The following is a 21,564-nucleotide window of genomic DNA, read 5'->3' as shown; positions in this document are numbered from 1 at the left end:
TGATTGTTATGAATAAAGTTATTATTACAATACCTATTAATGTTAATATAAATTTTTTTAATAATATTAATATTACTCTATTAAATAAGTTACAGTCTCAATTTCATAAAATTATATTATTTAATCCAATTTTAAAAACTCAAGAACAAACATGTATACGTAATAAATATTATATTGAAAAGTATTTAAAGATCAAATACATACAACCCATAATAATTAACAATATAAGTAAATTAAATGATAATTTTTATTATAATAAAGTTATTAATAGCATAGTTAATAACTTTTATAAATATAATGACCAAAATTATACTATGTTTATAACAGGTTTTATGTCGCGACAACATGAAATATTGACATTTTTTTTAAATTGTAAAATAGCAAAGATTTTAAACGCCGAAATAGTATTTATTACTGCTTCTAGTGATATAGATATAGATTATAAATACATACAAAATAATATCAATTACATTAGTAAACAAGTCATGACTAATACTACTATCAGTAGTAGTAGTATGAAAATTATCATACAAAATTATAATACACAAAATTTATTTTTTAATATATATAACCAATTTTCTTACTATACCACATATATGCACCACAATAGCTCAAAATTATCTTCTAAAAATAATTATGATAATAATATTTATACAATTATATATGATACTACACGCCTATTAGGTATTACAATAAATCATTTATGTCAATATTTGTGTTGTAATATGATAAATAAAAATATTCAAAATACATTTTTGATAAAAAACATCATTTTTGTATATGAAAATTTAATAATAAAATCTTGTTGTTATCATATGTCTTTGTTGATTATTTCTTATAATAATAATCAAATAATAAAACAGTTATATAATATCATATCTTCTGATATTAATACTATAACATACAATATATTAATAACTAATATGAGTAATATAAATAATATTACTAAAGATGTAGAAAAAAAAATTATCAAACAATTTATATTGTTAGCAAACAAAAAAAACATTAATATCATGTATACAAAATATGATAATAATATTATCTATAATAAATTACAATATTTCTATCAAAGTAAATTTTTTTATTTAAATATTTCTTTTATAGAACAAATAATTCAATATATTTCCATTTTTTTACCAAAAAATATATTTACACAAAAAAAACATATTATTTATAATAATCCAGAAATCTTTAAATATTTATTAATGGAAAAAGCAATTAAACTACATAAAACTATTTTATTGCCAGAAGGAGAAGAAATACGTACTATTAAAGCTGCTTCAATATGTGCAAAAAATAAAATTGCAAATTGTATTTTATTAGGTTATCCTCAACATATTCATAATATAGCTAAAGAATATGATATTAATATTCAATATAACAATATACAAATTATTAATCCTGATTCTATACGTAATAATTATATCGAACAATTATTTTTTCTGAGGAAAGAAAAAGGAATAAGTATTATTGATGCTAAAAAATTATTAATAAATAATATGTTAGTAGCTACTATGATGCTCAAAAATAAGCAAGTAGATGGCATTGTTGCAGGAGCAAGTCAAACTACAGCTAATACTATTAGACCAGCATTGCAAATTATTAAAACTGTATCACAGTATTCTATTATATCATCAATATTTTTTATGCTATTACCACAAAAAATCTTAATATATGGTGATTGTGCAATTAATCCTAATCCTAACTATAAACAATTAGCAGAAATTGCTTTGCAAACTGCAGAAACAGCAGCTCTATTTAATATAGATGCTAAAATAGCTATGATTTCATATGTTACAGGAACATCTAGCAACAGTTTAGAAGCAAAAAAAGTTTATGAAGCTACACAACTAATACGTCATAATGCACCTCAAATATTAGTAGATGGTCCATTACAGTATGATGCCGCAATAGATATTAATATTGGTCGATATAAAGCACCTAATTCTAATATTGCTGGTCATGCTAATACTATTATATTTCCAGATTTAAATACTGGGAATACTACTTATAAAGCTGTACAAAGAACTGCTAATATAGTCTCTATAGGCCCTATATTGCAAGGAATACAGCAACCAGTGAATGACCTTTCTAGAGGTGCATCTATTGAAGATATTGTATATACTATAGCCGTTACTGCTATACAAACTACTAAAAAATCAATTTGATTATATATTATTTAAATAAAAACGTTTCATAAATTTCATTTTATGATTAAACTCATAAATAATAGGTATTCCTGTAGGAATATTTAAATTGATAATATCATTATCACTAATTTTTTCTATATATTTAATTAGTGCTCTTAAAGAATTGCCATGTGCTACGATAATAACGCGTTCGCCATTTTTTATTTTTGGGAAAATATTATTTTCCCAAAAATATACAACTCTTTTCAATGTAGTAGATAAACTTTCTGTTAAAGGTAATTCATAATCTTCTAAATGAGAGTATTTAGCATCATATCTAGGACAACGCGGATCATCAATTGTTAAAGCTGGTGGATTAATTTGATAACTACGTCTCCATAATGTAACTTGTTTTTCTCCATATTTTTGTGTTATCTGTAACTTATTCATGCCTTGTAAAGCGCCATAATGTCTTTCATTTAATCTCCAATTCTTTATAACAGGTATCCATAATTGGTTTAGTTCTTTTAATATGTACCATAAAGTACATATAGCTCTTTGTAATACTGAAGTATAAGCATAATCAAATAAAAAATTATAATTTTTTAATATTTTCCCTGCATCTATTGCTTCTATCTTACCTTCTTCAGATAATGAAACATCATGCCATCCTGTAAATAAATTTTCTTTATTCCATTTACTTTGCCCATGTCTCAATAAGACTACTTTAATGGTAGACATATATTATTACCTCTTATATATCGAAAGAAGAACCACAATTACAAGTAATTTTTGCTTGTGGATTATTTACTTTAAATTTAGATTCATTAAGATTATCAATATAATCAATACAACTACCTGATATGTATTGAATACTTATTTTATCTACAATAATACTAATTCCTAATGTATCAATAATACAATCATGTTTATGAACAGTATCATCTAATTTAAATTGATACTGAAAACCATTACAACCACCACCAATAATAAAAATTCGAAATTTTAATATTTGTCTTTGTTCCGGTAATATTAATGATTTAATTTTATTGGCAGCATTTAGTGTTAATGTAATAGATATTTTAGAAGATAATGTATGCATATAATATGTTATAAATATCTTAAATTATATTATTAATTTTAGCATATATTCTCGATTTTATACGTGCGGCTTTATTTTTATGTATTAATCCTTTATGTGCTTGTTTATCAACAATAGATTGCATTTTGTAAAATGCAATTAAAGATTGTGTTTTATTATTACTTACAATAGTATTTTTTACTTTTTTAATAAATGTTTTTATCATAGTACGATAACTTGTATTGATTTTTTTTTGTTGTATAGATTTTAATATTCTTTTTTTAGATGATTTTATATTTGCCATATTTTTAAGTATTCCTATTGTCATAAAGATATTTTTGCTATATGAATGAATATAATTATTATAATATATAATATGTTTAATAAATATTAACATAAAATAAAAAACAATAGTATATACGTATATTAATAAATATTATGTACTATAAAAGATGATATTTTAATTATATAAAGATATAAAGTATGAAAAATAAATTTAATTTAAATTTACCTTATACATCATTTCCAATGAAAGCTAATCTTACAATTAAAGAATTAAATATATTAGAAAAATGGGCTATAGAAAATTTATATCAAAAAATTCTAAATACACATAAAACTAAAAAAATGTTTTTTTTACATGATGGACCACCATATGCAAATGGTGATATACATATTGGACATGCTTTTAATAAAATTTTAAAAGATATTATTATTAAATCTAAAATGTTACATGGTTATTATGCACCATTTATTCCTGGTTGGGATTGTCATGGGCTACCAATTGAACATAAAATAGAACAAATGTGTAAAAAAAAAAATATATCATTAAATGATACTGAGTTTAGAATTCAATGTAGAAAATATGCATTTAAACAAGTACAAAAACAAAAAAAAGATTTTATTAGATTAGGAATAATAGCTGATTGGGATAATCCATATCTAACTATGGATTATAAAGTAGAAGCAAATATTATTCGTACTTTTGGTAAGGTTTTAAAAAATCATAGTGTTTATCAAAGTAATAAACCTATTCATTGGTGTATACAATGTAGTTCTTCATTAGCAGAAGCTGAAATAGATTATATTGCCAAATATACTACATCAATGTATGTTAAATTTATAATAGTGGATAATATAAAATATAAAAATATTTTAAATATTCAGCATACAAATATTAACATATCATTATTAATATGGACAACAACACCATGGACTATACCAGCTAATCAAGCAATTGCTATACATCCAGATATAAATTACCAATTTATACTTATTAATAATGAAATTATTGTGGTAGCGAAAAATTTAGTTAAAATAATTTTTAAAAACATAACCATCTCACAATGGCAAATTATTGGACAATTAAAAGGTAAAGATTTTTTTATAACAACAAGATTACAAAATCCAATTACTAATATTTATTCTAAAATAATTATTAGTTCTTATGTTACACATACACAAGGTACTGGTATAGTACATATGGCTCCTAATCATGGTTTAGATGATTATAATATCTGTAATGAAAATAATATCAAATGCAAAAATAATATTATTAATTTAAAAGGATATTATATTAATGGAATACATCATAAACTTAATAATATTCATGTTTTTAATTCGGATGATGTGATAAAAAATATTTTATTGAAAAATAATACTTTATTTTTACAAGAAAAATATTTACATAATTATCCATGTTGCTGGAGACATAAAACTCCAATTATTTATATTGCTACTCCACAGTGGTTTATTAGTATGGAACATCATGATTTAAGAAAATTATTATTAAAAAACATTAATGATATAAATTGGATCCCTAAATGGGGTTTAAATAGAATGAAAAATATGTTACAAAAAAGACCAGATTGGTGCATCTCTAGACAAAGACGTTGGGGTATTCCAATACCTTTATTTGTACATAAAAAAACTAATAAAATATACAAACATTCTACAAAACTAATAAATAAAATTGCTAGTATTGTTGAAAAACATGGCATTCAAGCATGGTGGGATTTAAAAGAAAAAGATTTTTTAGGAAAAGATTATATTCATTATCATAAAGTAACAGATATTTTAGATGTATGGTTTGATTCAGGATCAACATATGATGCTGTAGTTAGACAAAAATTAAATATAAATAAAATTGATATGTATTTAGAAGGTTCAGATCAATATAGAGGATGGTTTATCGCTGCATTAGTTTTATCTACTATTACACAAAATAAAAAACCGTATAGCAATATTATAAGTCATGGTTTTACTGTAGATCATGAAGGTAAAAAAATGTCTAAATCTATAGGTAATATTATTAAGCCTCAAGATATTATAAAAAAATTTGGTGCTGATGTTTTACGTTTATGGGTTGCTTCTACGGATTATTATAGCGAAGTACATCTTTCTTCTTGTATTTTACAAAACATCACAGAAATTTATAGACGTATACGTAATACTATTAGATATATTTTAGCAAATTTAAATGATTTTGATCCTAATCATGACATGATTTCTGCACATAATATGCTAAGTATAGATAAATGGATTATACATAAAACAAAAATATTACAAGATTTAATTATTAATGATTATAATCATTATAATATACATAATATAGTTAAAATGATCATGAAATTCTGTACTATAGAGTTAGGTTCTATATATTTAGATTTAATAAAAGATAGGCAATATACTTTTCCTAAAAAAAGTATGGAACGATTAAGTTGCCAAACATCATTATATATGATATTAGAATCATTAGTACGCTGGATTATGCCGATATTATCATTTACTGCATATGAAACATGGGGATATATGCCAGGTAAAAAAATAAAAAATATTTTTACTGAAACATGGTACGATAAACTATTTACGTTATCTGATAAAGAAAATATGAATAATGATTATTGGAATTTCATGTTTCTTTTTAAAGAAGAAGTAAATAAAATTATTGAAGATGCACGTAATAAAAAAATCATATGTAGTTCTTTAGAAGCAAATATTACTTTATATATACACGAAGATCATTATAAAAAAATATCATTATTAGATCAAGAATTAAATTTTTTTTTACTAGTATCTAAAGTAGATATTATAGCAAATACGATAAATACGACTAACATCATCAGTAATTTTCATATTCAAAAAAGTACATATTCTAAATGTGTGAGATGTTGGTATTATATGGTTGATGGTATTAATAATTTTTGTAATAAATGTGTTAATAATACTAAATATGCAGGCGAACATCGTTTACATATTTAAAAAAGATTATATAGATAATATGTAGTTATATAAAATTTTAAAAAAATAAATACTAACATGTATATTAAATGTTTTATTCATTATAATATAACATTTTGATATGGAGTAATATACTTATGAACAAAAATAAAGTACGCTTAGCTATTACTGGAATTACCGGTAAAATGGGTACTGCTATATTAAATATTATTAATCAAAATAATTTAAATATTATTTTAAATGGTGTTATTGATATAAAAAATCATATAAAAACAATAAAATATGGTTCAACACAATTAAATATTAAATCTAATATATATGATATTATTCATGATTTTGATATTTTGATAGATTTTACTAATCCTCAAGCTAGTTTAGAATATGTGCAAATATGCCAAAAATATAAAAAAAAAATTATTATCGGCACTACTGGTTTTAACCATTATGAAAAAAAACAAATTTTAAAAGCATCTAACGATATTAGTATTCTTTGGTCTGCTAATTTTAGTCAAGGAATAAATATTATTAATAAAATATTACAAAATATCACACAAATATTATGTGAAAATTTTCAAGCAAATGTTGATATTGATATTATTGAAAAACATCATAAACATAAAATAGATTCTCCTTCAGGAACGGCTTTATTTATGAAAAATCTTATGTTAGCTAAATATTGCCAGCATCACATTACCCAAAATATTAATTGTCATTCTATTAGAGCTGGTGATTATTCTGGAGAACATCAAATTATTTTTTCTTTTGCAGGCGAACAAATTGAATTCACACACAAAGCTGTTAACCGYATTCCTTTTGCTAAAGGTGTATTACAAGCTGCTATATGGTTATCGCATGTTAATAAAAATGGCATATATAGTATGAACGATGTTTTAGGATTATAATTTTATTACTATGGTTATATCATATAATATTATTATGCTTAATTTGTTATTAAACCAGTAATGTATAAAAAATCTATATGGTATATTTTATTTTTATAAGGATGATATTGTATATTTAGTATTTTAGCAGTAATTGTATTATTATTATAGCCAATTAAATAAATACATTTATTTTTAGAAAACATAAAATCTATTAATTTAATATTTAGAATATCTTTATTATATATATAAATACATATATTACTAATATTATTACCATAAATAATAGCAGGAAATTTATTATTTATACGTAATATTTTATTATGTTTTTTCCCTATGTGCGCACGTGTAAATATCTTTATAGTGTTCATTTTCTTACTCTTTATATAACTAAAAATTAATATAGTTTTTTTGCAGTATCAAATAATTCTTTTTTAAAAACTCTTTTCATATTTTTAATAGCATCAATAATATCATTATGAACCATAATATCATTTTTAATACCAATACATCTGCCTCCGTAACCTTTACATAATAATTCTACAGCATATGTACCCATTCTTGATGCTAAAATACGATCATACGCTACAGGAACTCCACCCCGTTGGATATGTCCTAAAACTGTTATTCGAGTTTCTCTTTGTATGTGTTTTTCAATGAATTTAGCTAATTCATTAATATCACAAATTAATTCTGTGATCAATACTATTGCATGTTTTTTGCCTTTTTCTATTCCTAATCTAATTTCTTGTACTAAATCATATTTATTATAAATAATTTCTGGCAATACAATAAATTCACATCCTCCAGCAATAGCAGCGGATAATGTTAAATCACCACAACGTCTGCCCATAATTTCTACTAATGAGATTCTTTGATGAGAGGAAGAAGTATCCCTTAAACGATCAATAGCTTGTACAATAGTTTCTAAAGCAGTAAAATAACCTATACTATAATCAGTACCAGCAACATCATTATCGATTGTGCCAGGTATTCCTATGCATGGAAAACCCATTTCCGTGATTAGTTTTGCACCAATATAAGAACCATCACCACCAATAATAACTAAAGCATCAATATTATTAGCTTTCATATTATTAATAGCAATAGTACGTACTTGTTGGTCTGCAAATTGTGGGAATCGTGCAGAACCTAAAAAGGTACCTCCTCTATTAATAATATCTGCAACACTTTGTCTATTTAATTGAATAAAATTATTATTATATAAACCTAAATAACCATTATATATGCCAAAAATTTCTAATTGTTTACCAATAGCAGTACGTGTGATACCTCTAATAGCAGCATTCATTCCTGGAGCATCGCCACCACTGGTTAATACACCGATTCTTTTAATCATAGAAGTAACCTTTTATAATATATTAATTTTGGAAAAAACCTTGATTATGTTTAGGAACTATAGAATATGGATCTTGATGAATGAGTATTTCTGAATATGGAAATTTTTTACCTAATGCTAACTCTATTTCTTCTGCAATTGCATGTGCTTCTAATAAAGATAGTTTATCATCTAATACTAAATGTAATTGTATAAATCTAGTTGGTCCTGATTGTCTAGTTTTTAATTCATGTGCACCTAATACTTTAGGCCAAGAATTAATTAAATTCATAATAATTTTTTTTTCATAATCAGGTAATGATTGATCTAATAATGATTGAATAGATTTATATACTATTTTAGTAGCATTAACAAATATTAATATACTAATACATAATGTTATTAATGGATCTGCTGTATTAATATTATATATATTACATATAAATGCGAATAATACTGCGCTATTGATTAAAATATCAGATTGATAATGTAACATATTTGCATGTGTAGATTGACTATTAGTTTGTTTAATAACTTTTTTTTGTAACATTACTAATAATAATGTAGAAAAAAATGAAAAAATAATAACAATAATGCCAATAGTTGGATGTATTAGATGTATAGGATGTGAATAGTATTTAATACTATGTATAAATAAAATAATTGCTGTGCCGCAAATAAACACACTTTGTGTCAACGCAGATAATGATTCGGCTTTACCATGACCAAAAGAATGCTGAAAATCAGCAGGTTGTAACGAATAGTATAAAATTAATAAATTAATTGTAGATGAAGTTATATCAATTAACGAATCAATAAAAGATGCTAACATACTAATAGAATGTGTATATTCCCATGCTATTATTTTAAGTATTAATAATATAAAAGATACTAGTATAGCACAATATGTTATTCGTACAACCAATGTATTATAATTGGTTGTCTTATGTTTTAAAAAAAGTTTTTTAAAGATAAAATTCATAAATATTCCTTCTGTATATTGTTGTGTATCATATAATACAAACATGTTATTTTTTAGAAAAATAATAACAGATTACTGTAACATACATATGTATTATATAAAAAATATGTTAAATTTATATTTAATTATGTATTTTATATCAAAAAAACACAATTTAATAACATTTAAAGTTAAATATATTATTATGACACATTTTTCTGAAAAAACTTTTCAAGGGATGATATTTATTTTGCAAAAATATTGGGCCCAACAAGGCTGTATAATATTACAGCCTATAGATACTGAAGTAGGTGCTGGTACATCACATCCTATGACATGTTTGTATGCTATTGGTAAAAAACCATATAATATAGCTTATGTACAATTATCTAAAAGACCTGCAGATGGTCGATATGGGAATAATCCTAATCGTTTGCAACAATATTATCAATTTCAAGTTATGTTAAAACCACCACCATGTAATATACAAGATTTATATATACATTCATTAAAATCATTAAATATAGACTGTAAAAATAATAATATTACTTTTATAGAAGATAATTGGGAAAATCCAACTTTAGGAGCTTATGGTGTTGGTTGGGAAATATTATTAAATGGTATAGAAGTTACACAATTTACTTATTTTCAAAAAATTGGTGGATTAAAATGTCAACCTATAACAGGTGAAATTACATATGGTCTGGAAAGGTTAGGTATGCATATCCAGAATATTAATAATATTTTTGATTTAATTTGGTCTAAAAGTATGGGAACATGTATTACATATCGTGATTTATTTTATCAAAATGAAAAGGAATATTCTAAATATAATTTTAATTATGCTGATACTAATTTTTTAGTTAATTCATTTCAACATTATATGACAGAAATTGTTTTTTTATTAAAATTAAAACCATCATTAATTTTCCCTGCATATAATCAACTTTTGAAAGCTTCACATTGTTTTAATTTGTTAGAATCTAGAAAATTTTTTTCTTTTACAGAACGCAAAAGATATATATTAAAATTACGTAATATGACTAAAGATATCGTTAAACAATATTATGATAATAATGGATAGTTATATTTTTTATCAACAAGGTATATATTTGTATGTATAAAACAACTACTTTATTAATAGAAATTTTTATTGAAGATATACCATCTTATGTTTTATTAAAACTTACCAAAATTATAGTTAAAAATTTAACGTATGAAATACATGATGTACATCATTTTCAATATAAAAAAATAAATTTTTTTATGACACATAGAAGAATTGCTATAAAAATTTTAAGTTTAAATCCTATACAAAATAATTATTATTTAAAAATTAAAGGACCATATATCGTTGCAAATCAAAAAAATATTTTTGATTTAACAATCGTAAAATTATGGTTACATAAGTATCAAATAACCAATTTAAAAAACATTACATATCATAATAATTATATTTTTTATGAAAAACATATGATTGGTTCACATATTAAAGATTTATTATCAAAATGCTTAATTAATACTCTTACTAAGATAGCTATACCTCATTCTATGTATTGGCATAATACATTTAAATTTATTCGTCCTATTAGGAATATATGTGTATTATTAGATAAAGAATTTATTCCAATTAATATATTAAATATTCCGACTAATAATATTATTTGCGGTCATCGTTTTTTATATAAAAATAAAAATATTAATTTATTACATGCACAAGACTATGAAGATAAATTATATAATGTTGGACATATTATTGTTGATTTTACTAAAAGAAAAAATAAAATTTTTAATGATATTCAATATCATGCTAAAAAAAAACATGGTTTAGTAAAATTATCATTAGATTTTTTAAATATGTTAACAGCTATGGTTGAATGGCCTATAGTTTTAGTAGGGACAATACATAAAAAATTTTTAACATTGCCAAAAGAAATATTAGTTTATGTTATGGAAAAATATCAAAGATATGTTCCTATTTATAATAATAAAAATCAATTATTACCTTATTTTTTATTTATTATTAATATAAATAACACTAATAATCATATTATTCAAGAATATGAAAGAGTTTTGCATGCGCGTTTTCAAGATGTTAATTTTTTTTTCTATCAAGATACACAAATAAAATTAGTACAATATTTAAAACATTTAAAAAATATTACTTTTCATAATCAATTAGGTACTTTATTTGATAAAACAATACGCATAAAAAAAATTTCTACATATTTATCATATAATTTACAATGTAATACTATACATTGCATAAAAGCTAGTTTATTATCTAAATGTGATTTAGCAACACAAATGGTTAATGAGTTTGCCGATTTACAAGGTATTATTGGTATGTACTATGCTAAATATAATCAAGAACATCCATCCATTATACAAGCATTATATGATCAGTATAAATATAATATGTACTCTCAAATTCCATCTTATGATATTTCATGTATTTTATTTATTTCTGATAAAATTGATACATTAGTAGGCATGTTTAGTATCATGTTATTACCTACAAGTAATAAGGATCCTTATGCATTAAAAAAAATAGCTTTAACTATTATACGTATTATTATACAAAATAAATTTAATTTAGATTTATATAAATTAATTGATTTTGTAATCACATTATATCAATTACAATGTAATAAAAATAAATTAATATTAGAATTAATAACATTTATGTTACAAAGATGTAAAACTTGGTATGTATCATTAAAATTCCAACCAGAAATAGTTACCACTATTTTAAAGAGTAAAATTACAAAACCATTATTAATGGATCATATTATACGTACTGTAAGTAAATTTTTTACATTAGAAAAAAAACAAGGTAAATTACTTATTTTAACTCATAAAAGAATTAATAAAGTTATTGTCCAATATAAACAATTCATTTGTAATGATATTAATCCACAATTAATTCTTCTTAAAGAAGAATTAATTTTAATGAATCATATAAAAAAATTATCAAAAATCATAAATGTTAAAATAAACCATTATGAACATTATAATATATTATTAATTCTATCAGAATTATATTATCCTATAAATACATTTTTCCAAAATGTTATAATTAATCATCAAAATGTACAATTGAAAAAAAATAGAATCACTATACTATATCAAATACAACAATATTTATCAAAAGTAATAGATTTAACACAATTATATTAGTTTTAATTGTTTTAATATGGTTTCTATAATATTTTGATTTTTAAGAGTACAAGTTGTTAAAGGCAACCGCATAAAACTACTATTAATTAACCCCATTCTTTTTGCAGCCCATTTTACAGGTATAGGATTGGTTTCAAGAAATAATGTTTTGTGTAACGGCATTAGTATTTTATTTATTATTCTAGCTTTATCAAGCTGATGATGTTTCATATACTTTATAAATCGTTTCATATATTGTGCAGCAATATTAGCAGTAACAGAAATTATACCATGACCACCTAATAACATAAATTCGTAAGATGTACTATCATCACCACTAAGTAAAAAAAAATTTTTATGTACTAAATTTTTAATTTGATTAACACGAGATAAGTCGCCTGTAGCTTCTTTAATGCCTATTATATTCGAAATTTTAGATAAACGATATACAGTTTCTGGTAATAAATCACATCCAGTACGTTGTGGTACATTATATAATATTTGTGGTAAATTAGTACTATGCGCAATAGTTTTAAAATGTTTATATAAACCTTCTTGTGTAGGTTTATTATAATACGGTGTTACATTTAAACATCCTATAATGCCAGTATTTTCTAAAGCTGATATTATTTTAATACTTTTAAATGTATTATTGAATCCTGTTCCTGCAATAATTGGTATTTTGTTTTTTGATAACTCTAATGTCCACATAATGGTTTTAATATACTCATGGTAGTTTAATGTAGATGATTCACCAGTTGTTCCCATAACAACTATGGCATTAGTACCATTATGAATATGGTATTGAATAAGTTTATTAAGACTAATTTTACAAATATTACCTTTCATATCCATAGGAGTAATAAGTGCAACAATACATCCAGTGAACATTAAATTGTAACCTATATAATTAAATATAATCGTATAAGCTATATTAACAAATTTAAAATAAATAAACCATAATTTTCATTATTTAAATATGATAATGTTATTATTAACGTATATTTTTTTGTAAAAAATGATCGATTTCATTTTTTACTTCTATTATGGATAAAGTATTGTTAATTTTTTTATATAAAAAATCTTTTTTATATACTTGTTTACGATAGTATTGTATTAAAGGTTGAGTTTGTTTAAAATATTCTTTTAAACGATAATTAATTGTTTGAATATTATCATCTATTCTACGAATTAGCGGTTCTCCTGTTATATCATCTTTCCCAAAAATTTTAGGAGGATTAAAAATAACATGATAAGTACGTCCAGAAGGATCATGTATACGTCGTCCTAAAATTCTTGTAATAATTTGACTATAAGGGATATATATTTCAATAATATTATCAATTTTAATATTTTCTTTTTCTAAAATATTTGCTTGTATTATATTCCTAGGATATCCGTCTAATAAAAAACCTTTTTTGCAATCTATATTAGATAAACGTTTTTTAATAATTTGTATAGTAATATTATCAGGAACCATTAATCCATTATTAATATATTTTTTAATTTTTTGTGACATAATAGAATCATGATTTGATATACAATTACGTAAAATATTACCAATAGAAATATGAGGCAAATTATATTTTTCTGATATAAATCTAGCATGTGTTCCTTTACCAACACCTGGAGCACCTAATAAAATTATACGCATATTATTATTCTCATATTTTATGAAAAAAAACTATGATGTTTATGTTCAAAAATATTAATTTTTTTATAATATTTCATGGTGATATCTATTTGATCTGCATCATTCAAAATAAATTGCAAAACATATTTATCAATATGAAAAGAAAAATATTTATTTGCTATGTTAATAATTTTGTCTTGTATATTAATTACACAAGTAATGCCAGGTTGTTCTTTAATAATAAGAAATAATTTATTAATATCTTTTTTTGATAATATAATTAATAATAATTTGTTATTTATAGCATTATTATAAAATATATCTGCATAACTAGATGCGATAATAACTTTAATGCCATAATCTATTAAAGCCCATAAAGCATGTTCTCGAGATGATCCACATCCAAAATTATCTCTAGTTAAGAGTATATTTGCATTTTTAAATTTTTGTTGATTTAAAATAAATTTAGGATTTATTTGGTTCTTATTTATATATCGCCAATAATAAAATAAATATTTACCAAAACCATGTTTAATATTTTTTTGTAAAAATTGTTTAGGTATAATCGCATCAGTATCAATATTAGAAATATCTAAAGGAGCAATAACACCTATATATTTTAATTGTATTTTTTTCATATGTTTATAAATTACGTATATCAATAAAATAACCATTAATTGCTGCTGCAGCAGCCATTAATGGACTAACTAAATGTGTTCGACTATTTATTCCCTGACGACTTTCAAAATTTCTATTACTAGTAGAAGCACAGCGTTCGCCAGGTAATAATTTATCTTCGTTCATAGCTAAACACATAGAACATCCTGGTAATCTCCATTCAAAACCAGCATTTTTAAAAATTTTATCTAACCCTTCTCTTTCTGCTTGTTTTTTTACTATTTGTGATCCTGGTACAATAATAGCTTGTACTGTATTTGTAATATGTTTTCCATAAATAATTTTTGCTGCAGATCTTAAATCTTCAATTCTTGAATTAGTACATGATCCAATAAATACTTTGTCTATTTTTAGATTTATTAATTTCATTCCTTCTTGTAAACCCATATAATGTAGTGCTCTGTGCGCTGATTTTTGYTGATCTTTATTTTTAAAAGATTTAATTAAAGGAACTCTTTCATCAATACTAATTAACTGTGCTGGATTTGTTCCCCAAGTTATTTGTGGTTTGATATTAGAAATATCTATATTAATAATTTTATGAAAATAAGCATCAGTATCACTATATAAAGTTTTCCAATATTTTTTTGCTTGAATCCAATTAGCACCTTTAGGAGTAAAAGTTTTATTTTTTAAATATCTGTAAGTAATATTATCTGGTGCTATTAAACTAGATTTTGCACCCATTTCAATAGACATATTACATAAGGTCATTCGACTTTCCATACTTAATTGTTTGATTACTGTCCCTTGAAATTCTACAATATGCTCGTTACATCCGCTAATACCTACATTTTTAATAATGTATAAAATTATGTCTTTAGCAGTAATATATTTAGGTATGATACCATTAATACTAATTAACATATTTTTTATTTTTTTTTGTCTTAATGTTTGTGTAGCTAAAACATGTTCTACTTCAGAGGTACCAATGCCAAAAGATAATGCACCAAATGCACCATGTGTAGAAGTATGTGAATCTCCGCATACAATTGTCATTCCTGGTAAAGTGATGCCTTGTTCTGGGCCCATTATATGTACAATTCCTTGATAAGGATGATATATATCATATAATTGTATATTAAAATCTTTGCAGTTTTTTATTAGCATTTTTATTTGTTGTTGTGCATCTATACTAATTTGTTCATAATTTTGTGTTAATGTTGAAACATTATGATCCATTGTAGCAAATGTTTTTTTTGGTCTGTACACTTTACGATTTTTTATTCTTAAGGAATGAAATGCTTGTGGAGAAGTTACTTCATGAATAAAATGTCTATCAATATATAATAATGTTATTTGATTTTCTATTGTACAAATTTGATGACTATCATATATTTTCTCATATAATGTTTTACCCATTATTACACCTATATTATATTTTGAGTGATTAATGTTCCCATCTCTTCTGTTGTAACTATATTTAGTAATTGTGTATTTTTATTTACAAGATCTTTAGTTCTATAACCCTGTGCTAATGTTTGCATAATAGCATGGTTGATTTTTTGTGCTACTATACTATTTTGTAAACTATATTCAATGAGCATAGATAATGATAAAATTTGTGCAATAGGATTAGCAATATTTTTGCCAGCAATATTAGGAGCAGAACCTCCTGCGGGTTCATATAAACCAAAATTTTTATTATTTAAACTAGCTGAAGGTAAATTACCAATAGAACCAGTAATCATGGCACATTGATCTGAAATAATATCACCAAATAAATTTGGACAAAGTATCACATCAAATTGTGATGGGTTTTTCATTAATTGCATAACAGCATTATCTATATGCATATGCTGTAAAATAACTTCATCATATATTTGAGATATTTTATTTATAATTTTACGCCACAACATTGATGTATATAATACATTTGCTTTGTCAATAGAACAAATTTTTTTTTTTCTTTTTATTGCTAAATTAAAAGCAATCTTAGCAATTCTTTCTATTTCATATTCATGATAAATTTCTGTATCAAAAGCATATGTATTATTTTGTTGATATTGTATTCCTTTTGGTTGACCAAAATATATTCCTCCAGTAAGTTCTCTAACACATATTACATTAAATCCCTTTTGTATAATTTCATCTTTTAAAGGACTTAATGAATATAAATTGTCATAAATATATGCTGGTCGCAAATTAGCAAATAAATTAAAATGTTTTCTTAATTTTAATAATGATCCTTGTTCTGGTCTTTTTTCTAAAGGCAAAGAATCCCATTCTGGGCCTCCAATAGAACCAAATAATATTGCATCAGATTCCTCACATCCATGTAATGTTTCTTTAGGTAGTGCATGTCCAAAAGTATTAATAGCTGCACCACCTACTTTATATGTATTAATAATAATCTTTTTATTCAAATATTTTTTAACTTTATTTAAAATTTTTAATGCTTGTTGCATAACTTCTGGACCAATACCATCTCCAGGAAGTACCGCTAATTTAAACATATTATTCATAAAATTCCTATTATTATTTTTTATATGCATACAGATTTTTTGTTTGTTGAAATTTCCATATATCATTTAAACAATTAATGATAGCATGTATAAAGGTTTCTATAATATTATTAGTAAAATGGCTAATACCATAAAAAGTAATATTTTGATATCTGATCTTAATATTAACATATCCTATAATATTGTTATTATGATGCATAATTAATTTATATTTTAATAAATGTATATTATATTGTATGATTTTTTTAATAGCTTTAAATATTGCATTTACAGGTTCTATATTTGTTGAAGTTTGTATATATGTTACATCATTACAYTTCAATTTTATCGTAGCATGAGATATTTTTGTTGAATTATATGTAATCTTAAATGATACTAATGTATAAAAATTTTTTTTATTATATATCTTATGATTGAAAGCTAGTGTAACTAAATCATAATTATATACCTGTCCTTTTTTTTCAGCTAATTTAATAAAATTATCATATAGTTGATTAATGTTATATGTATTATGTGGATAACCCATTAATTCCATGTGATATTTAATAGCTGCCCGTCCTGATTTTGCTGTTAAATATATTTTTTGTGTTTTTAATCCTATAATATTAGGATCTATAATTTCATATGTTTGGCGATTTTTGATAATACCATCTTGATGTATGCCTGAAGAATGTGAAAAAGCATTTTTACCTATAATAGCTTTATGCAAGGCTATAGGAATTTTACATATTTGACTAACGATCTTTGTGGTATTATATATTTTTTGTTTGTTAACATTAGTTTTAACGTTTAGTAATTGTTTTCTAGTATGTATGGCCATAATTATTTCTTCTAAAGCACAATTACCAGCTCGTTCTCCAATACCATTAATAGTACCTTCTATTTGTCTAGCGCCAGCATGCATTGCAGTAATAGCATTGCCAACCGCCATACCTAAATCATTATGTGTATGTACAGAAATAATACATTTATCAATATTATGTACTTTATTTTTGATTGATGTAATCATTTTGCCATATTCATATGGTAAAATATAACCTACTGTATCTGGTATATTAATCGTAGTCGCTCCAGCTTGTATGGCTGCTTCTATTACTAAACATAGATCTTTAATTGGTGTTCGGGTACTATCCTCACAAGAAAATTCAATATCATGAGTATATTGTTTAGCATATTTAATCATAAATATTATACGTTCAATAACTTGATCTAAAGTCATGTTTAATTTTGTAATAATATGTAATGGTGATGTTGCTAAAAAAATATGTATTCTAAAATTTTTAGCTTTTTTTAATGCCTCATATACTAAATCTATATCATTTTTTTTACATCTTGCTAATCCACATATTGTACTATTTTTAATAATACTAGAAATTTCTTTTGTTGTATTAAAATCCTTAGGAGAAGAAACCGGAAAGCCTACTTCTATAATATCTATGCCCATTGATTCTAATGATAATGCAATTTCTATTTTTTCTCTAGTTGTTAAACTACATTTCAATGATTGTTCACCGTCACGTAATGTAGTATCAAAAATAATAATTTGTTCTTGCATAACAAAATTTATCCATTTTAACAAAATTAAAGTTTAGTTTTTTATAATTTTGATCTTTTATAAGATTAGATATTAAATTTCAAATTTAATTCAAAAAAATATTTAAAATAATTTATATATGAAAATTTAAAATTCATTATTTATACATAAAAATTTTATATAAGTAAAATATTTATTATGTATGTTATAATCTATAATAGTATTATAGGAATGATTTTTAAATTAAAAATATGACTAATAAATTAATTATTATATTTTTTTCTATAAAATTCAATGTTATATATTAAAATATCATATTTTTTATATTTAATAAATAAATGAGTACTAAAAACTTTTTTGTTATAAAGGTTATTAATTGTGTGTACAGATGAATTTTTTATGATGAAAGCTATTAATTTAGCTAAATTAGGTATATATACTACTACTCCTAATCCTAATGTAGGTTGTATTATTGTTAAAAATAATAATATTATTGGTAAAGGATACCATTTTAAAACAGGCGGACAACATGCAGAAGTTAATGCATTAAATATGGCTGGGAGACAAGCCCAAAATTCTACTGTTTATACTACGTTAGAACCTTGTAACTATGATCATTTAACTCCATCATGTTGTCATGCACTAATTAAAGCAAAAATATATCGTATAGTTATAGCTAATATTGATCCTAATCCCAGGATAAATGGGAAAAGTATAAAATTATTAGCACAACATGGCATAAAAACGACTATTAATATATTATCTGAACAAGCCAAACGTATTAATTATGGGTTTTTTAAAAGAATATTATTTGGTATGCCATATATACAATTAAAACTTGCATCATCTATAGACGGTAAAATTGCATTATGTAATGGTTTAAGTAAATGGATATCATCATTAAAATCTAGACAAGATGTACACAAATTACGTGCACAAAATTCTGCTATTTTAAGTACTAGTAAAACAATTTTACAAGATAATGCTACCTTAATTGTTAATTGGTATAATTTAAATACTTACGTACAAAAAAAATATCCTAAAAAATTTTTGAGACAACCAATAAGAATTATTCTTGACCAACATAATAATATATCTCCATATCATAAAATTATTTCTATACCCGAAAAAATAATATTAATTAAAAATAATATTCATCATAATAATTGGCCTGCGCATGTCACGCAAATGATGATACCAATAGTTAATGGTTATTTTAATATAAAAATTTTACTACAAAAATTAGCTACTAAAGGTATTAATAATCTGTTAGTAGAAGCTGGCAGTATATTATCAGGATATTTAATCTCAAATAATTTAATAGATGAATTAATAATTTATATGTCTCCTCAAATACTAGGTCCTTCTTCATTAAATTTATGTAATTGGACAAAAATATATAATATAAAGGATGCGCCTCAATTTCGTTATATATACATAAAAAAAATTGCACAAGATTTAAAAATAGTTTTAAAACCCGTAAATAAATATTTTGGACATAAATATGAAAATAATTAATACAGGAATTATTAATAAAAATACTTATATAGCCATTATTGTAACTCGGTATAATATTATAATAAATAAAAATTTATTAAAAGCATCATTAGATATTTTTAAACGATTAGGTCTAATACCAGATAAGAATATTACGATAATTTGGGTTCCTGGAACTTATGAATTATCTTATACCACACAATTATTAATCAAAAAAAATATATATGACGGAATAATGGTTATTGGAACAATTATTAAAGGTATAACTTCACATTATAAATATTTAACTAAAGAAATTTATACACAGATATCTAGTTTATCTATTATAAATCAAATACCTATCATTTTATGCGTATTAAGTACAGATAATTTAGAACAAGCAATCAACCGATCAAATGGGAAACAAGGTAATAAAGGTATCGAATCTGCATTAACATTATTAGAAATGATAAATATATCTAAAGAAATTAAATTATTATAAATTTAAAGGTAATATTGTGAAATATGAAGGCAGATATCAAGCACGTAAATATGCTGTACAGGCTATTTATTCTTGGCAACTATCAAAAAATAACTTACATGATATACAATATTATTTTATACATGAATCTATAAAAAATATTAAACAAATAGATCTTGATTATTTTAATGAATTAATTATCGGAGTAATTAAAAATAGTATTTATCTAGATAAAACAATGAAACCATTTTTATCAAGAAATTTATTAGAATTAGGACAAATTGAAAAAGCTATTTTACGTCTTTCATTATATGAACTTATACATCGTTTAGATATACCACATAAAGTTATTATTAATGAAAGTATTGGTTTAGCAAAAATTTTTGGTGGTGTAGATAACAGCTATAAATTTATAAATGGTGTTTTAGATAAAATGGTTAATCAGATTAGAATATAAATTCTAACGTATATCTAAATACAATGACAACACATCATTTGCTATATTAT

20 protein-coding genes are annotated in these 21,564 nt (G+C 23.3%); 8 read left to right on the top strand and 12 right to left on the bottom strand.

What is annotated here, in order from left to right:
• Positions 1-8: 8 nt before the first annotated feature.
• Positions 9-2,168 carry a phosphate acetyltransferase gene (gene pta / locus GJT87_RS00320; RefSeq protein WP_168895447.1) on the top strand — a complete coding sequence of 720 codons (2,160 nt, stop codon included), beginning with the start codon at positions 9-11 and terminating at the stop codon, positions 2,166-2,168.
• On the opposite strand, the gene gpmA is transcribed toward pta, so the two are convergent.
• The 3 genes from gpmA to rpsT are packed head-to-tail and all read right to left on the bottom strand — an operon-like array spanning position 2,169 to position 3,514.
• Positions 2,169-2,870: a 2,3-diphosphoglycerate-dependent phosphoglycerate mutase gene (gene gpmA / locus GJT87_RS00315; RefSeq protein WP_168895446.1), complete on the bottom strand. Its 702-nt coding sequence runs from the start codon at positions 2,868-2,870 to the stop codon at positions 2,169-2,171. It lies immediately after the preceding gene.
• 13 nt (positions 2,871-2,883) lie between these two features.
• Positions 2,884-3,231 (bottom strand): iron-sulfur cluster insertion protein ErpA, encoded by a 348-nt coding sequence (erpA, locus tag GJT87_RS00310; RefSeq protein WP_168895445.1) that lies wholly within the window; start codon positions 3,229-3,231, stop codon positions 2,884-2,886.
• Between the two features lie 19 nt (positions 3,232-3,250).
• Positions 3,251-3,514, bottom strand: coding sequence for a 30S ribosomal protein S20 (gene rpsT / locus GJT87_RS00305; protein WP_168895444.1), 264 nt, complete (start codon positions 3,512-3,514; stop codon positions 3,251-3,253).
• A 179-nt stretch (positions 3,515-3,693) separates the two neighbouring features.
• Between rpsT and ileS the strand changes: the two genes are divergently transcribed.
• Both ileS and dapB read left to right on the top strand, forming a co-directional pair.
• A complete protein-coding gene (ileS, locus tag GJT87_RS00300) occupies positions 3,694-6,471 on the top strand; it encodes an isoleucine--tRNA ligase (RefSeq protein WP_168895443.1) in 2,778 nt (925 codons plus the stop codon).
• Positions 6,472-6,587: 116 nt separating this feature from the next.
• Positions 6,588-7,352, top strand: a complete 765-nt coding sequence (gene dapB, locus GJT87_RS00295) for a 4-hydroxy-tetrahydrodipicolinate reductase (protein ID WP_168895442.1) — start codon at positions 6,588-6,590, stop codon at positions 7,350-7,352.
• A 38-nt stretch (positions 7,353-7,390) separates the two neighbouring features.
• On the opposite strand, the gene rplY is transcribed toward dapB, so the two are convergent.
• The 3 genes from rplY to GJT87_RS00280 are packed head-to-tail and all read right to left on the bottom strand — an operon-like array spanning position 7,391 to position 9,652.
• Positions 7,391-7,702: a 50S ribosomal protein L25 gene (rplY, locus tag GJT87_RS00290; RefSeq protein WP_168895441.1), complete on the bottom strand. Its 312-nt coding sequence runs from the start codon at positions 7,700-7,702 to the stop codon at positions 7,391-7,393.
• A 26-nt stretch (positions 7,703-7,728) separates the two neighbouring features.
• The gene (gene pfkA, locus GJT87_RS00285; protein ID WP_168895440.1) at positions 7,729-8,691 is read right to left on the bottom strand and encodes a 6-phosphofructokinase; all 963 of its coding nucleotides are present in this window, start codon (positions 8,689-8,691) and stop codon (positions 7,729-7,731) included.
• Between the two features lie 22 nt (positions 8,692-8,713).
• Positions 8,714-9,652, bottom strand: coding sequence for a cation diffusion facilitator family transporter (locus GJT87_RS00280; protein WP_168895439.1), 939 nt, complete (start codon positions 9,650-9,652; stop codon positions 8,714-8,716).
• 184 nt (positions 9,653-9,836) lie between these two features.
• Here GJT87_RS00280 and glyQ point away from each other — a divergent pair, with 184 nt between their 5' ends.
• Both glyQ and glyS read left to right on the top strand, forming a co-directional pair.
• Complete coding sequence (gene glyQ, locus GJT87_RS00275) at positions 9,837-10,715, top strand: glycine--tRNA ligase subunit alpha (RefSeq protein WP_168895438.1); 879 nt, start codon at positions 9,837-9,839, stop codon at positions 10,713-10,715.
• Positions 10,716-10,747: 32 nt separating this feature from the next.
• Positions 10,748-12,811, top strand: a complete 2,064-nt coding sequence (gene glyS, locus GJT87_RS00270; RefSeq protein ID WP_168895437.1) for a glycine--tRNA ligase subunit beta — start codon at positions 10,748-10,750, stop codon at positions 12,809-12,811.
• On the opposite strand, the gene dapA is transcribed toward glyS, so the two are convergent.
• The 6 genes from dapA to leuA all read right to left on the bottom strand — a co-directional run bounded on the left by dapA (position 12,803) and on the right by leuA (position 19,121).
• On the bottom strand, positions 12,803-13,681 hold the full coding sequence (gene dapA / locus GJT87_RS00265; RefSeq protein WP_168895436.1) for a 4-hydroxy-tetrahydrodipicolinate synthase: 879 nt from the start codon (positions 13,679-13,681) through the stop codon (positions 12,803-12,805). The genes glyS and dapA overlap by 9 nt on opposite strands.
• 103 nt (positions 13,682-13,784) lie before the next feature.
• Positions 13,785-14,444 carry an adenylate kinase family protein gene (locus GJT87_RS00260; protein ID WP_168895435.1) on the bottom strand — a complete coding sequence of 220 codons (660 nt, stop codon included), beginning with the start codon at positions 14,442-14,444 and terminating at the stop codon, positions 13,785-13,787.
• A 17-nt stretch (positions 14,445-14,461) separates the two neighbouring features.
• Positions 14,462-15,061 (bottom strand): 3-isopropylmalate dehydratase small subunit, encoded by a 600-nt coding sequence (gene leuD / locus GJT87_RS00255; protein ID WP_168895434.1) that lies wholly within the window; start codon positions 15,059-15,061, stop codon positions 14,462-14,464.
• Positions 15,062-15,065: 4 nt separating this feature from the next.
• Entirely contained in the window at positions 15,066-16,463 is a 1,398-nt protein-coding gene (gene leuC, locus GJT87_RS00250) for a 3-isopropylmalate dehydratase large subunit (RefSeq protein WP_168895433.1), read from the bottom strand.
• Between the two features lie 8 nt (positions 16,464-16,471).
• Entirely contained in the window at positions 16,472-17,566 is a 1,095-nt protein-coding gene (gene leuB, locus GJT87_RS00245; protein WP_168895432.1) for a 3-isopropylmalate dehydrogenase, read from the bottom strand.
• A 13-nt stretch (positions 17,567-17,579) separates the two neighbouring features.
• Positions 17,580-19,121, bottom strand: coding sequence for a 2-isopropylmalate synthase (gene leuA / locus GJT87_RS00240; protein ID WP_168895781.1), 1,542 nt, complete (start codon positions 19,119-19,121; stop codon positions 17,580-17,582).
• 378 nt (positions 19,122-19,499) lie between these two features.
• Between leuA and ribD the strand changes: the two genes are divergently transcribed.
• From ribD to nusB, 3 genes are read left to right on the top strand one after another with little or no spacing between them, the layout of a single operon-like run.
• Positions 19,500-20,618: a bifunctional diaminohydroxyphosphoribosylaminopyrimidine deaminase/5-amino-6-(5-phosphoribosylamino)uracil reductase RibD gene (gene ribD / locus GJT87_RS00235; protein ID WP_168895431.1), complete on the top strand. Its 1,119-nt coding sequence runs from the start codon at positions 19,500-19,502 to the stop codon at positions 20,616-20,618.
• On the top strand, positions 20,605-21,078 hold the full coding sequence (gene ribH / locus GJT87_RS00230) for a 6,7-dimethyl-8-ribityllumazine synthase (protein WP_168895430.1): 474 nt from the start codon (positions 20,605-20,607) through the stop codon (positions 21,076-21,078). Before ribD ends, ribH begins: the two co-directional genes overlap by 14 nt.
• A 16-nt stretch (positions 21,079-21,094) precedes the next feature.
• Positions 21,095-21,514 (top strand): transcription antitermination factor NusB, encoded by a 420-nt coding sequence (gene nusB / locus GJT87_RS00225; RefSeq protein WP_168895429.1) that lies wholly within the window; start codon positions 21,095-21,097, stop codon positions 21,512-21,514.
• Positions 21,515-21,564 lie beyond the last annotated feature (50 nt).

The sequence above is a fragment of the Enterobacteriaceae endosymbiont of Macroplea mutica genome, assembly GCF_012571345.1.
In the GTDB taxonomy this organism is placed as follows: Bacteria; Pseudomonadota; Gammaproteobacteria; order Enterobacterales; family Enterobacteriaceae.
This window is presented reverse-complemented; position numbering and strand designations above follow the sequence as displayed.

What these genes read in the sequence shown, in the direction of transcription:
- pta (WP_168895447.1), top strand. Translation starts at nt 9, where the DNA reads ATGAATAAAGTTATTATTACAATACCTATTAATGTTAATATAAATTTT.
- leuD (WP_168895434.1), bottom strand. Translation starts at nt 15,061, where the DNA reads ATGAAAAAAATACAATTAAAATATATAGGTGTTATTGCTCCTTTAGAT.
- GJT87_RS00280 (WP_168895439.1), bottom strand. Translation starts at nt 9,652, where the DNA reads ATGAATTTTATCTTTAAAAAACTTTTTTTAAAACATAAGACAACCAAT.
- rpsT (WP_168895444.1), bottom strand. Translation starts at nt 3,514, where the DNA reads ATGGCAAATATAAAATCATCTAAAAAAAGAATATTAAAATCTATACAA.
- glyQ (WP_168895438.1), top strand. Translation starts at nt 9,837, where the DNA reads ATGACACATTTTTCTGAAAAAACTTTTCAAGGGATGATATTTATTTTG.
- gpmA (WP_168895446.1), bottom strand. Translation starts at nt 2,870, where the DNA reads ATGTCTACCATTAAAGTAGTCTTATTGAGACATGGGCAAAGTAAATGG.
- rplY (WP_168895441.1), bottom strand. Translation starts at nt 7,702, where the DNA reads ATGAACACTATAAAGATATTTACACGTGCGCACATAGGGAAAAAACAT.
- ileS (WP_168895443.1), top strand. Translation starts at nt 3,694, where the DNA reads ATGAAAAATAAATTTAATTTAAATTTACCTTATACATCATTTCCAATG.
- glyS (WP_168895437.1), top strand. Translation starts at nt 10,748, where the DNA reads ATGTATAAAACAACTACTTTATTAATAGAAATTTTTATTGAAGATATA.
- ribD (WP_168895431.1), top strand. Translation starts at nt 19,500, where the DNA reads ATGATGAAAGCTATTAATTTAGCTAAATTAGGTATATATACTACTACT.
- erpA (WP_168895445.1), bottom strand. Translation starts at nt 3,231, where the DNA reads ATGCATACATTATCTTCTAAAATATCTATTACATTAACACTAAATGCT.
- dapA (WP_168895436.1), bottom strand. Translation starts at nt 13,681, where the DNA reads ATGTTCACTGGATGTATTGTTGCACTTATTACTCCTATGGATATGAAA.
- ribH (WP_168895430.1), top strand. Translation starts at nt 20,605, where the DNA reads ATGAAAATAATTAATACAGGAATTATTAATAAAAATACTTATATAGCC.
- leuB (WP_168895432.1), bottom strand. Translation starts at nt 17,566, where the DNA reads ATGAATAATATGTTTAAATTAGCGGTACTTCCTGGAGATGGTATTGGT.
- GJT87_RS00260 (WP_168895435.1), bottom strand. Translation starts at nt 14,444, where the DNA reads ATGCGTATAATTTTATTAGGTGCTCCAGGTGTTGGTAAAGGAACACAT.
- pfkA (WP_168895440.1), bottom strand. Translation starts at nt 8,691, where the DNA reads ATGATTAAAAGAATCGGTGTATTAACCAGTGGTGGCGATGCTCCAGGA.